The following is a 13,733-nucleotide window of genomic DNA, read 5'->3' as shown; positions in this document are numbered from 1 at the left end:
TTATAACTCTTTACAACATTCAAAGGTAAAAAAGTGACCACAACCCAAAACCACAATTTAGAATTCAGCCCTATTAGGGGCTTCTTGCTTCCTATTCATAATCATGAACTCAAGAAATTTCTCCCCATGAGTTTCATGCTCTGCTTTGTTTTATTTGTTTATACAATCTTGCGCGATGCAAAAGACACACTTATTGTAACCGCCCCTGGCGCTGGACCTGAAACAATCCCCTTCTTAAAAGGGGGTATCGTTGTCCCAATCTCAATTGCACTGGTATTCTTGTATACCAAGCTCTCTAACATCTACTCCAGAGATACAATTTTTAAGTTCATCGTGATTGTGCTCGTGGGCTATTTTGCTTTATTCAGCTTTGTTCTCTTCCCGAACCAAAATTTTTTCCATCCATCACCTGAAACCATCACCAATCTTCAGCTTCAATTCCCCAATATAAAGTATATTTTTCCAATCTGGGGCTATTGGAGCTATACACTTTTCTACCTAACGGCTGAACTTTGGAGTGCCTTTATGGTCACCTTGATGTTCTGGCAGTTTGCAAATGAAATCACCAGAACTCAGGAAGCAAAACGCTTCTACACACTCTTTGGATTTATTGCAGCAGTTGCTGTTTTTATCGCAGGTTTTACCAGTTTCTATTTTTCTTACTATAGCGCTGTTGATGTAACCGATACAAAAGCCTGGTCAAGAACACTTCAATATTTAGCCTCTGCTGGCATATTTTCCGGGGTGATGATTATCTATCTCTATCATTGGATCACCAAAAATGTTCTCACGGACCCTGTTTATTATGACAAAGCCGAAAGTGTGGTCAAGCACAAAGAAGAGAAACCAAAACTATCCTTTATGGAAAGTCTTTCTTATCTGATTCACTCTAAGTATCTTGGATTCATTGCAATCCTTGTCCTCTCCTATGGCGTTACTTTTGGACTTTGTGAACTCCTATTAAAATCGAAATTGGCACAACAATATCCTAATCCGAATGAATTCAATGCTTTTATGGGCGTTTTATCAATGTCCACAAGCATTGCTGGGGTTGTTCTTATCCTTTTTGTAAAAAATGTCATTGCCCGTTTTGGTTGGTATGTTGGGGCTATTTCTACGCCTATTATTCTTCTCTTAACAGGAGCTCCCTTTTTCTTCTTTTATTTCAATCTGGAACTCCTCACACCTCTCGCAACTCTTCTGGGACTTACACCCCTTGCTGTCTTCATCCTCATTTCAATGATTCAAAATGTTTTAACAAAAGCGTTCAAGTATTCACTCTTTGATGCAACAAAAGAAATGGCCTATATTCCGCTTGATCAAGAATTAAAGGTCAAAGGGAAGGCTGCGGTTGATGTGATCGGTGGACGTCTAGGCAAAGGCTCAAGTGGATTTATTGTGGCAGCTTTGTTGGTTATCACAGCAGGTGACATAACATCACTTGCACCCTACATTATCGGTTGTATCGTTTTCTTGGTCGCCATCTGGATGATTTCCATTAAAGGCTTAAATCGACTTTATTCGAATATTGTCAAAGATTAAAAAGCTCTTCTAACTTTGTGAGAATGGTGTGGCTCAGCTCCTCGCTATCAATGATTGTCACAGCTCTTTTGTAATAGCTTGTAACATCATGGCCAATTCCGATGGCAACAAGTTCAATATTGGTCATGTTCTCAATATAGGCAATGACCTCCTTGAGATGAGCCTCAAGATAGTGATTGGGATTGACTGACTGCGTTGAGTCATCAACAGGGGCGCCATCTGAGATAACCATTAATATCTTACGTTCTTCTGGCCGTCCTTCAAGTCGATGATAAGCCCAGAGCAAAGCCTCGCCATCAATATTTTCTTTAAGCAATCCTTCTTTAAGCATGAGCCCAAGATTCTTTCGTGATTTACGCCATGAGGAATCGGCTCCCTTATAGATGATATGCAAAAGATCATTCAGCCTGCCGGGTGGCGTTGGCTTATGCTGACTTGCCCACAGATCCCTTGCCTTACCGCCCTTCCAAGCACTTGTTGTAAAGCCCAAAACTTCTGTTTTAATATCGCATCTCTCTAATGTTCTCGCAAGAATATCAGCACTAATCGCAGCTGTCGCAATTGGCTTGCCGCGCATGGAGCCCGAATTATCAATCAGCAACGTCACAACCGTATCTTTAAAAGGATCAACTTTCTCTTTCTTAAAGGCCCTGTGCGATACCGGATCCATGATGATTCGACTTAAACGAAAGGTATCCAAAACGCCTTCATCTAAATTATAATCCCAAGCTCTTTTTTGCTTGGCGAGTAACTTTCGTTGTAATTTATTCGCAAGGCGCGTTGTCAGATTCTTATAACTCTGAAGTTGTTGATCAAGTGCATCGCGCAACCGATCGAGCTCAAGCGGCGCAATCAATTCTTCCGCATGTTGCGTCAAATCAAATTCTCTTGTATAAACGGCATAGTTTGGAAAGAGCAAGTCATCTGAATTCGCCTTTCTCTTTGTAAAAAAAGATTGTCGTTCCTGTGATGATTTGTCGGGTGGCTCTTCTGCAGATTCTTGAATGGAATCAATCTCAAAGTCCAATGCCTCTTCTCCGGCATCAACTGTTTTTTGCCCTGGGCTTCTATGGCTTAGCATAAATTTTTGATGGTTTTGCCGCAAGATCGAATGATCTTTTTTCTCTTGCCGCTGAGGGTTCTCTTCCTCTATTTCCTCAGGCTCATCCTTTTGCACATTGCCCACAATAAGCCCTTGATCCTCAAAAAAAGCTAAAAGCGTCTCTTGAAATTTCTTTTGATTTTGAATCTGCTTAAGCAGTTTCTCTGATAAATCAGACAACATCGTTCGCTGAACTGGATCCATATCGCGGATGGATTCTTTCCGTTTTTGAGACAAAGCAATCGATGAGGCTGCACTCAAGAGCACAATCGGCAAATTCAGCAAGATAGAGTGAGGCCCATGAGCCTGACCAGCTTTAACCTCCACATGAGATTTCACTTGATAATAAGAGGACAAATTCTTTTGCACACCCTTCATGCTTTGTGATCCGAGCAAGTGACATCTCATTTTCTCCAGCATCAGAAAATAGGGCCTGATATCAGCCTGTGAGGGCACCTCTTGATGAAAAAGATGCGCATCATGGTAGCGATCAAAAAGCGAAAAGGCATCTGCCTCTCCCCGTATTTTCCCCTTCTTTTGACTCGGCAAAGGCATGGTGAGCGCCTTTAATTCCTCCAAAAATCGAAAGGGCGTATTTTCGACCTGATCAGAATATTGAACCAAAAGGTCTTTATTGTCTGCCAATGCTTTCATGCAGGCCTTAAGAGCCGTTTCAAAATCCTGATGATCAATCTTATCCATGAGAAAAGAAATTACTCCAATGCAAGATCTTTACCAAAACACCGCTGATAGTACTCTGCAACAATCACTCTTTCAGACTCATCACACTTATTAAAAAAAGCTGTCCGAAAAGCAAAATCAACATCTTGAAAGATAATGTAATTTTCTGCCCAGCTGAGAACGGTTCTGGGCGACATGATTGTTGATAGATCGCCATTTGCAAAACCAAAGCGGGTGAGTTCAGCCATACTCACCATTTGCGCAACCAAATCCTGGCCCTTTTTATCACTTAAAACGGGCAGTTTTGATGTGATAATTTTAATTTCATCTGCCTTTGCCAAGTAATTCAAGCTTGCAACAATATTCCAGCGATCCATCTGACCTTGATTGATCTGTTGTGTTCCATGATAAAGTCCTGTTGCGTCCCCAAGCCCTAATGTATTGGCCGTTGCAAAAAGCCGAAAATAAGGATGAGCTTTCAAAACCATATTCTGATCGAGCAATGTCAGCTTGCCATCTGACTCCAGAACACGCTGAATCACAAACATCACATCGGGCCTGCCGGCATCATATTCATCAAAAACCAAAGCGCATGGATTCTGAAGCGCCCAAGGTAAAAGACCAGGCTTAAATTCAGTCACTTGTTTTCCCTCTTTTAAACAAATCATGTCTTTGCCCAGTAAATCAAGCCGAGAGATATGACTATCAAGATTAATCCTGATACATGGCCAATTGAGCCTGGCTGCGACTTGCTCAATATGAGTTGATTTCCCTGTTCCGTGGAAGCCCTGAATCATCACACGGCGGTTATGCTGAAAGCCCGCCAGAATCGCGAGTGTCGTATTTTTATCAAAATGGTAATTCTCATCTATATCCGGCACATGTTCTGTTTTTTTCGAAAACCCTTGAACAACCAAATCCGATGGGATCCCAAATGTTTGATGTACATGAATTTGAAGATCGGGTTCCATTTCATCCATTTTGATTTTCCTTACCGCGATGAGTCCATATGATCGTTATAGTATGCTTTCACAATTGCAAAAGCGGCGTTAATTTTTTTCAGAATCTCTTCTTTGCTCTCTTCACCTTGATGTCGATCAGGGTGATATTTCTTGACCAAATCGCGATATTTTCTTTTGGCCTTCTCAAAAGAAAGATCAGGGTGCAGGTTCAAAAAATCAAAAGCCTGCTTCTGTGTACTCGAGAGCAAAGCCGACCGATAGTTGGCTGGCTTATACTGAGAAGTATCTCTTAAAAAGTCGTCATTCAAAATTTGATGACGCAGTTGCACTTCATTTGGCGGACCACTTGCAAAAGGCCAAGTTGGTCTTTGCCATGTTGTATCAAAACGGATGTGAGACTCAATTTCATTGGGCCCCATATCCTTATAATAATCCCAGGCCTTATTATAATCTCTGACATGGTCAAGACAAAACCAATAATACTGATCAATTGAATCGCGCGATTTCGGCGCCCTATAATCAGCTTCTAATTGACAGTTAGGATGATCGCAAAAACGAGGCTTTGCACTCTCTTGATCATTGAGCACATCTTTATGATGATAATAATATTGTTTCTTGCGCACTGCCATGAGGCTTTATCCCTTCCATAATTCTATTATACACAAATCTGCGCAAAATTGGGAAAAAACAATCAAATTATTGTAAAAGCGATTAATTGTCAGCACACATCCTTTGTTTTTTACTCTCTTGATCAGTGCATTCTTCTGGAGCGGGAGACTCTATTCTCCGAGTAACAACTTGAAAATACGGCCTCTTTTTAAAAGGCAATGTCTCATCAGACATCATGTGTGAAAAGAAATCTTCGTCATCACTCGCTTCAATTTCAACATCAGCTTCCTCATCATCAAGAGGGATTATCGTCCATTGAACAACATTACTCAGATCTAAAGCCACATTCAATTGCCTCAAATTATCAATAGCAAATAGATAACCCATAAGCGCACTTTTTTTGAAGAGATCAATCGCTTTATCATAATTTCGTGAAACACCTAAACCATAGTAATATAACTCACCCAATTCATTCATTGCTTCAGCAGATCTCTGCTCTGATGCTTTTTCAAAATAAACTTTGGCTTGAGCATATTCCTGTGTGCTTTTCTTCTGAAAACCAAACATCAATAACGCACGCACATCACCCAAATCTGCAGCTTTTCGGTATGCATACTTGCTTTTCATTTTATTAACACCACAACCTATTCCATATTCATGTGATAAGCCTTTTGTAAAATAAGCTAAAGCTTGAACTCTTGTGCTCATCTTTCTTTTCATCCGCAATAATGCTTGAAAAGCATTTCCAATATAATCCGCTGTAAAGGATCCCTTTGCAAAAAGCTCAAGCAAAGGGATCCCATGTTGGTCAAAAAAACCTGACTGCAATTCAAATATCGCTTTTAACCCAAAAGGTAGCATGTCACGGTCTTGAGTTGACACAAAATAGATATAACTATTTGTAAAGAATGGCTGTGCCAAAGCTCTATCCCAGGATGAAATATCTTTCACAGAATCAAGGTTAATTTGACAAGTAGCGCCATAGACTCTTGGTCTTACGCCAATCGCATCCGTGAAGAAGTCAACTTCGAACGCCGTAAAAGTAATTGATTTGACTTCATTTACACCTGAATAGACTAAACTTTGTTGAACCCCTGACATCAAGACTCTCCTTAATAATTATTGACAGTTAAATTGCAATGAAATTATATGTTATTTAATTTCATTTGCAAGAAACACCTCTCTCAAGAGATGGTTAATTTATTTTCATTATACTAATGGAGAAACAACGAAAGAGGCGCCTCATGTTTTTTCAAAATTCACAATATAAAAATGAACTTGATTCGATTCAAAAATCCCAGGCTGTGATCTATTTCGAGCCTAATGGTACAATTATTTCTGCGAATCAGCACTTTTTATCTGTCATGGGCTATAGTCTTGATGAAATCAAAGGTAAGCATCACAGCATGTTTGTTGATCCTCAATATACAAGCAGCCCTGAATATTACGACTTCTGGCAAAAACTGAGCAGAGGTGAGCATCAAGTTGCACAATTCAAAAGATACGGCAAAGGTGGCAAAGAAGTCTGGATCGAAGCCTCTTATAATCCCATTACAAATTCACACGGAAAAGTCATCAAAATCGTCAAATATGCAACGGACATTACAAAACAAAAGCTTGAAAATGCTGACCATCTTGGACAAATTGAAGCCATTGGAAAATCGCAAGCTGTTATTCATTTCGACACGAATGGAATCATTTTAACAGCAAATGACAATTTTCTGAGTACAATGGGATACACCCTTGATGAAATCAAAGGGAAGCACCATAGTCTATTTGCAGAACCTGCTTACGCAGAAAGTGACACCTACAAAGAATTTTGGGATACGCTCCGGGCTGGCCAATTCCAAACAGGACAATTTAGACGACTCGGCAAAGGCGGTAAAGAAGTCTGGATTGAGGCCTCTTACAACCCTATTCTAGATATGGATGGAAAGCCTTTTAAAATTGTCAAATATGCAACTGACATCACAAAACAAAAGTTCCAAGATGCTGATTACAGCGGACAAATTAATGCAGCAGATAAATCTCAAGCTGTTATTCATTTTCATCTAGATGGAACAATTATCAAGGCAAATAAAAACTTTTTGGATGCAATGGGATATACACTTGAAGATATTCAAGGCAAGCACCATCGTATCTTTACAGAACCTGCTTATGCACAAAGTGATGCATATAAAGAATTTTGGGCGAAACTAAATGCGGGCGAATATCAGTCTGGTGAATATAAAAGAATCGGTAAAAATGGCAGAGAAGTGTGGATTATTGCCTCTTACAATCCTATCTTAGACATGAATGGAAGGCCCTTTAAAGTTGTCAAATTCGCAACAGATATCACAGGACAAATGTCTGCACGCATCGATTCTCGAAATCTCACATCACAAATGCATGAAACAATACAAGCTGTTGCTGGTGCGGCAGAAGAAATGACAGCATCTGTTGCAGAAATCAGCTCAAACATGTCAACCTCTAACAATGCCGTGACGGATATTGCGCATAAAATTCAAGAGACAAATGACATCATGCTTTCTCTTCAAAATACAACCAAATCAATGGAAACAGTTGTTGATATGATTCGCAATATCGCAGGGCAAGTAAATCTTTTGGCCTTGAATGCAACAATTGAAGCCTCCCGTGCAGGAGATGCTGGTAAAGGCTTTGCCGTTGTTGCATCAGAAGTCAAAAATCTTGCAAATGAAGTCAGCAAGGCGACAGATGATATTGCTGGCAAAATCTCAATCTTACAAGACATGTCCACTCAAGCAGCAGAAAGCGCAGCATCAGTGAATCAAGCCACAGGAGCTGTAAAACAATCTGTTGGCGCTGTTGCATCAGCCATTGAAGAGCAAAGCGCTGTCACAAGAGAGATTGCCTCAAATATGCAACAAGCCTCTAATGGCGTTGACAATCTCAACAAGTGCATCCAAAAACTGTCTTCTGCAGCTTAAATAGACAAAAAGAACATCTAAAACTTAATCGCACTCATCATAAGGCCAGCAGCGATGAGCTCAATACCAGCATCTCTTAGTTTTTGAGAATAGATTGGGGGCATCATCGAAACAAAACCTTGGGGCTCACAAACATAGATTGTTTTTAACTGTTTTAAAGTACAAAGCTCACCAACAGGCAAAAAAAGTAGGTGACTCCCACGCAAATCAATGCTCCGCAAATTTTGCAAAGCCGAAATGCCCGGCGGCAAGGATGCAAGATGATTCTCGCTCAAATCTAGGGTTTCAAGCTTGTCTAATTCATACACTTCAGGCGGCAGAAGAATCAGATTTTTATCATGAAAGGAAAAATGAATGGCCTGCCTATCCGTCCTTTGAATCTCTCTTCTGAACTCTTGATAGATCTCAATAAATTCTGCATTTTTCTCATTCATTTGATCACGTGAAAGACCTAAAACGGAGAGTGCATGATGTCTTGCTTCCTCAAAAGCCTTAAAGTGTTTTTTAAACAAAAAAACAGGGTGTCTGATCCTACGATATTTTTTGATTTCATTTGCCTCAGGATCCCATTTTGATACCTCTTCAACTTGAGGGATCACATCTGCACTTTTTCTCAAAAAATAATCGAATGAGAGCTGGTCTAAATAAATGCGATGAGAATGTTGAATGGGATAAAACCCCTCCTCATAGGTATGGAGCATGTTACTCAGAATATAGGGTATATTTTCAATCGTGACATCGATTGTCCTCATGTTCAAATAAGCTTGTTCTTCCTCTTGAATCAAGCCTGATACATAGGCTTTGAAATGGGGATAAACTTCTGCCATTTGTGATTTACTTGCCCAATATTGACCTGCCTCTCCCTCAAAACACTTACGAACATTCGATATATCTCGATAGACTCTTCGGCTCTTAAGCTCTTGATCATGCACTTCTGGACACCAGTCATCAAAGGCAAGAAGATATTTGTATATATCGGCCTTACATCGATGACATAATAGGCCCTTAATAGGCCCTAAAACTTTCATACTCACATAAACCGACCTGACAGTCTCTTTGGGACAAAGCGCTACAAATTCTTCTGCAGTCAGAACCTCTGGGTTCATTTCAATTGCGGACATAGGATCTCCTTTTATTTATGCATTCATCACATTATCAATAATTGTCATTTGCAGGGCAGCCCCTCGGCCCTGATGATCATTCAACTCACATAATTCAAAAGTTGCTTTCCACAGTGCCCATGCGCGCGCTCTGAGCCAAGTATCTGGATCTTGCTCATTCTCATTTATAAAAATCGATCGCGCCTTTCCAGAAAAATATGTCCAAGCAATGACAAGATCACAGGCCGGATCGCCAATGGCAACCCCTCCAAAATCAATGACAGCAGACAGCTTGCCCTTTTCAATCAAAAAATTCCCGATTGCAAAATCACCATGAATCCAAACTGGAGCCTTTTCCCATTTTGTGGCGCAGGCTCTCTCCCATAAATCCATTGCTTTATCACCATCGATAATATCCGCAAGCTTCGCTATCTGCGCTCTAAAGTCTTTGTCATAAACACTGATATGATCTCCACGCCAAAAATTATGCTGGCCTGGGAGAGGGCCTGAGACATCCGTAATGGCTTGTAGCTCTTTCAAAAACTGCGCTAGATCAGAGGCCAATTGCTCATTTTCACTCTCATTCAGAGCAAGTAAATTAAGGCTTTTTCCAGTAAGCCATTTGTAGAGTGAAAATGCATAGGGAAAATCTGATGATGGCGCACCTATCTTCAAAGGTGATGGAATTTTAAAACTAAGATGCTTTGCTAATTTTGGGAGCAGATCATATTCAATTGCAATTTTCTCTGCATAGCAGACCGCCGAAGGCAGGCGAACGAGCATCTCCTCGCCAAGACGATAGGTGTAATTATCATGCCCTTGCCTTTCAACCTCGCTTATAGGCAAATGTGCATATTGCGGAAATTGCTCCGATATGAGTTTTTGGACGAGTTCAGGAGTTGGTATCACTTATCCTCACAATCCTATTAAAAGTTTATTTAGCTGCTCAATCCGCTGCTCAAAAAGCCAGGCTTTAAAATGATCTTGATTCATTTTAGGATAGCGTTTTGCTGCAAATGCTGTAAAAGCTTCTTGAAACTCTGTCCAGCCTGCTTGTGTCATTTGCACATCTTCGACCTCAATGATTGGACTCATGCCATCAGCAGTTCTTTTCTCTGTTTCTATTTTCAGCGAATGAATGACTTTTTCATAAGATTGATCCATTGCCTTTTGTGCTTTTACAGAGTCTTTATGAGACAATGTCAAAGCTTGCGTTTCAAGCTTCTTCAGCGTCTCAAGAAAAAACTGTCTTTGATCAAATTCCCATTCAGTTTGAAAGATCCCACGCATACTTCCGCTGAGATCTTGCTCACTTGAGGCTCTGCGATCAAAAAAGGCAAAAGCTTTTTCTTGTAATGCCTCATATAATTTTTTTTCATCCTCATCGAATAACGAAGCAAGCGAATCAAGTTCGGTGTAAAGCTGACGCTGATCATCAGCAACTTTTGTTTGATAACAGGCTGTTGTTGAATGCGTGCCTGTGGCATGATCACAAAATGAAAATGGCTGGTCGAGCGTGCCCGTCTCTGTCGCTTTATGTAATGTTTTAACCATCGATTGTAATTCCGCCGGAATAGAGCAGCCATGACAGGCATAAGAAATGGCCTTCCATAAATCTTGCTGAACATAAATACCATTGGCGTAAATCATTGCCATATCAATGTTATTTCCTCGCTGCAAGAGGCAAGTTTTAAGAGTCTCTGGATTCTTGTGCTCATCCTTACATGTTTCAAACGATGGATCGGGATAGATCTGACCCTGAGCCATCACATCTGGCTTTCCTGCTTTTGCACAAATATCAACCACATCAAGGTTACGATAAATTTGTGATTCAATTTTCATCTTCCGGGCAATATCTGAAAATTCCTTCGCCTTTTGGACATCAGCATTTTCATCTGCTCTAAACAAGAGAGCATCTAGCATATGGGTGATCGCTTCCGGATGACCTTTTCTAGCTGCCATTTCATAATAATAATTTGGTCCTTTTTCTCCAATGCCTTTGTAACCAAGCATATAAATCGCCTCTGCATCCCCGCGCTCTGCGCGAAGCACCCAATCTTGATCTGATATCTCCTCGGCACTTACCTGGAAAGATAGAAGACACATGACAAAACCCATAAGCATCAAGGCATATTTCATGATATCAAACCTCTTTTCGTAAGATCACTTTTCAAGATCATCCAAATAGTATCAGGTTCTTGTTGTATCGATATTTTTTTAAATCCAGCTTTTTCATAGGTTCTGATGGCCGCAATATTGTGCACATCCGGGTCCACGAAAATATGCGAAAAACGATTCGCATTTTGCTGAGAAAATTGAGAAATGGCTTGTGAGCCAATGTTTTGCCCTAAATATTTTTCCTCTCCGATGAAAAGATCAATAGCGCCTAACTTTTCTGGCAAGCCTGTTAGGCTTTTATATCTCGGAAAATCATAGGCATTGTATATCTGAATATATCCGACAGGAACATTGTTTGCACAAATAACAAACGCCTCTATTGGTTTTTGAGCCCCATCAACAGCCTTATAGCCCTTCACATAATCCCCATATTTTTCCGTCACCAAATCAAGCGTATAAGCGATACCCCTATCCCACCATTTTTTCACATGTGGCGCCTCCAGCCACTTTAAAAGAAGCGGGAAATGTGATTCGCTTAAGGGTTTGAATGTAAGAGTGATCATTGATGCGCCAGCACAACTTCCTTCCAAATTTTAAGACCATTTCTGAGAGGAAAGCTTGAGGTTTGGTTTGCCATGATAACAATTCCTATTTTCGAGTCAGGAATGATCCCGACAAAAGCTGTTGCCCCATTAATACGACCGGAATGGAAAACCAGTGCCGATTTTGCATCTGATTTTAATGAGACTTTTCTCCAGCCTAGACAATAGGATGAATTTACATCCTGGTTTTTGAATGGCAAAATATTCCAAGTGAAGACATCGTCAGCCTGGGCAACAGGCGTGAATAACTGAGCCAGTGTTTTTTGCGAGACAACATTTGGTCTATTCCCTGAAATAATCTGTACAAATTCGATCATTCCATTCAGGGAGGCAAAAACACCCGCCGATGCTGGAACAATTTTTTGATAATTCGAAGGGAAATTTAATTTTGTCTTATCCGCCCCATGAGGCAGGGCAAGATTGTTTGATTTGGCAGGTAAAACTGTTGAACCGATATTAAGCCCAGACATCAGCTCATTCATATTATAGCCTTTTGATTGTGCATAATCTTCTGTAAGGCTATAAACAGTATTGCTGTAGGAATAAGATGTGCCTGATTTTGGGGTGTCTTTATTGAGTAAACCAAGAAGCGTTTTTCGGCTCACGCCTTTTTCAATATCGGCGTCTCCACGCACTCTGTAGCCGGTTGTATGACTCAGCACAGATTTCAAGGGTAAGTTGAGACCATTGATTGCGATTTGATCATCAAATTTGACTTTGCCCTTATCAGCCAGAGCTGCAAGCGACGTTGAGACAATAGGCTTTGAGACAGACGCAAGAGCAAAAAGTGTATTCTCATCAATAGGCGCTCCGCCGGCTTTTGTATGTCCGAATGTTTTTTTATAAACAACTTGATCATTTGAGATGATTGCTACGGCACCGCCCGCAAGCTCTGCAGCCTCTTCTTCTATTTCAGTAATGAGGTACTGAATATCGTTGATGTTAAATGTTTCAGCAAAAGATTGTGTTGCAGTAACGACAAATGATAAGAGCAAACAGATGCTTATGATAATGCGATTCATGGTATATTCCTCGTGTGCTAATTTTATTCAGGGTAGCTGGGGCAATAAGGAAAAGCAAGGAGGAAAGTAATCAACGTGTAAGAAGATGATTCATTAAACTATTCACTCAATGATGAATTAATCCCAAGCACTTTACGAGCATTGGTTAATTGTTCTGAATTTAAAGACAATAAGTCAGAATTCTCATTTCCGCTATAAATAAATGACGTTCCTAGGTACTCCATACCTAAATAAGTGCATATTTGTGTGAACATATCAACAAATCCATCTGGCAGTGATGTGCCATAACTCGCAAGTACATATATTTTCTTGCCACGCAACCCTCGGCCTAGATCCTTTCGATGGATCAAAAGATCCGTTAAACGATCTAGAAAAATTTTATGAATTGTGCTTGTTGAGTACCAATAGACTGGTGTTGCTATAATCCAAGTATCATAAGAAAGAAGCTGTTCTATTAAGGGGATAAAATCATCATCATGATGCTGAAAATCATAATGAAATGGGTGGATTGACAGCTCATTTAAATCAATCATATCGATGGATGCTTGGCTTAACATATCATCAACCGCTTTGCGTGTATTCCCAGAACTGCGCGCAGACCCTAAAATAATCACTTGACTCATTACTTAACTCCAATATTGTTTAGGCTCAGCTCTAGCTCTTGAATGATAAAATTAACATAGTAGCTAAAACTACTTTATAGAGGGTATAGATTTGAAGGGCAGGGTTACAAATCACTTATTTATAAGAGTTTATTGTGTCTAACTTGTGGGGATATATTAGATTTTGTATGAGAGATTTTATGAGAGTTGCGTAAGAGATATATAATTTTGGTGTATTTAGTAGATCTGAATAGTTATTGAAGATTTTATTCAGAGTCGTTATTTTTTATGAATTGAGAACTTGGATTGCATTTCCCGACTCATGAAGAGAGGGGAATAGAGTAAGTAATGATGATCAGAGAAGGAGATCAAGCCGATTAGGTTATTAGTATCGGTTAGCTTCATGCATTACTGCACTTCCACACCCGACCTATCGACGTGGTAG

12 protein-coding genes and 1 rRNA gene are annotated in these 13,733 nt (G+C 40.1%); 2 read left to right on the top strand and 11 right to left on the bottom strand.

Annotated elements, in window-relative coordinates; all coding sequences use genetic code 11:
- The first annotated feature begins 33 nt into the window (after positions 1–33).
- Positions 34–1,542 (top strand): NTP/NDP exchange transporter, encoded by a 1,509-nt coding sequence (locus tag KBF71_00850; GenBank protein MBP9876867.1) that lies wholly within the window; start codon positions 34–36, stop codon positions 1,540–1,542.
- Here KBF71_00850 and KBF71_00845 read toward each other — a convergent pair.
- The 4 genes from KBF71_00845 to KBF71_00830 all read right to left on the bottom strand — a co-directional run bounded on the left by KBF71_00845 (position 1,532) and on the right by KBF71_00830 (position 5,997).
- The gene (locus tag KBF71_00845) at positions 1,532–3,346 is read right to left on the bottom strand and encodes a hypothetical protein (protein ID MBP9876866.1); all 1,815 of its coding nucleotides are present in this window, start codon (positions 3,344–3,346) and stop codon (positions 1,532–1,534) included. The genes KBF71_00850 and KBF71_00845 overlap by 11 nt on opposite strands.
- An 11-nt stretch (positions 3,347–3,357) precedes the next feature.
- Positions 3,358–4,305 carry an AAA family ATPase gene (locus KBF71_00840; GenBank protein MBP9876865.1) on the bottom strand — a complete coding sequence of 316 codons (948 nt, stop codon included), beginning with the start codon at positions 4,303–4,305 and terminating at the stop codon, positions 3,358–3,360.
- 11 nt (positions 4,306–4,316) lie between these two features.
- On the bottom strand, positions 4,317–4,916 hold the full coding sequence (locus tag KBF71_00835; GenBank protein MBP9876864.1) for a J domain-containing protein: 600 nt from the start codon (positions 4,914–4,916) through the stop codon (positions 4,317–4,319).
- 82 nt (positions 4,917–4,998) lie between these two features.
- Entirely contained in the window at positions 4,999–5,997 is a 999-nt protein-coding gene (locus KBF71_00830; GenBank protein MBP9876863.1) for a sel1 repeat family protein, read from the bottom strand.
- A gap of 143 nt (positions 5,998–6,140) precedes the next feature.
- Here KBF71_00830 and KBF71_00825 point away from each other — a divergent pair, with 143 nt between their 5' ends.
- Positions 6,141–7,844: a PAS domain-containing methyl-accepting chemotaxis protein gene (locus KBF71_00825; protein MBP9876862.1), complete on the top strand. Its 1,704-nt coding sequence runs from the start codon at positions 6,141–6,143 to the stop codon at positions 7,842–7,844.
- Between the two features lie 17 nt (positions 7,845–7,861).
- Here KBF71_00825 and KBF71_00820 read toward each other — a convergent pair whose 3' ends face one another.
- The 7 genes from KBF71_00820 to KBF71_00790 all read right to left on the bottom strand — a co-directional run.
- Positions 7,862–8,965: a leucine-rich repeat domain-containing protein gene (locus tag KBF71_00820; protein MBP9876861.1), complete on the bottom strand. Its 1,104-nt coding sequence runs from the start codon at positions 8,963–8,965 to the stop codon at positions 7,862–7,864.
- 15 nt (positions 8,966–8,980) lie between these two features.
- A complete protein-coding gene (locus KBF71_00815; protein ID MBP9876860.1) occupies positions 8,981–9,850 on the bottom strand; it encodes an aminoglycoside phosphotransferase family protein in 870 nt (289 codons plus the stop codon).
- Positions 9,851–9,859: 9 nt separating this feature from the next.
- Positions 9,860–11,083, bottom strand: coding sequence for a hypothetical protein (locus tag KBF71_00810; protein ID MBP9876859.1), 1,224 nt, complete (start codon positions 11,081–11,083; stop codon positions 9,860–9,862).
- On the bottom strand, positions 11,080–11,625 hold the full coding sequence (locus KBF71_00805) for a GNAT family N-acetyltransferase (protein ID MBP9876858.1): 546 nt from the start codon (positions 11,623–11,625) through the stop codon (positions 11,080–11,082). Before KBF71_00805 ends, KBF71_00810 begins: the two co-directional genes overlap by 4 nt.
- Entirely contained in the window at positions 11,622–12,686 is a 1,065-nt protein-coding gene (locus KBF71_00800) for a beta-lactamase family protein (GenBank protein MBP9876857.1), read from the bottom strand. The genes KBF71_00805 and KBF71_00800 overlap by 4 nt, the downstream gene beginning before the upstream one ends.
- Before the next feature lie 98 nt (positions 12,687–12,784).
- Entirely contained in the window at positions 12,785–13,309 is a 525-nt protein-coding gene (locus tag KBF71_00795) for an NAD(P)H-dependent oxidoreductase (protein ID MBP9876856.1), read from the bottom strand.
- Between the two features lie 343 nt (positions 13,310–13,652).
- Positions 13,653–13,733: ribosomal RNA gene (locus KBF71_00790) — 23S ribosomal RNA — on the bottom strand; the annotation flags it as partial.

The organism is Alphaproteobacteria bacterium (assembly GCA_018063245.1).
Taxonomy (GTDB): Bacteria; Pseudomonadota; Alphaproteobacteria; order JAGPBS01; family JAGPBS01; genus JAGPBS01.
Note: the sequence above shows the minus strand (reverse complement) of the source record. Positions and strands in the feature narration are given on the sequence as shown.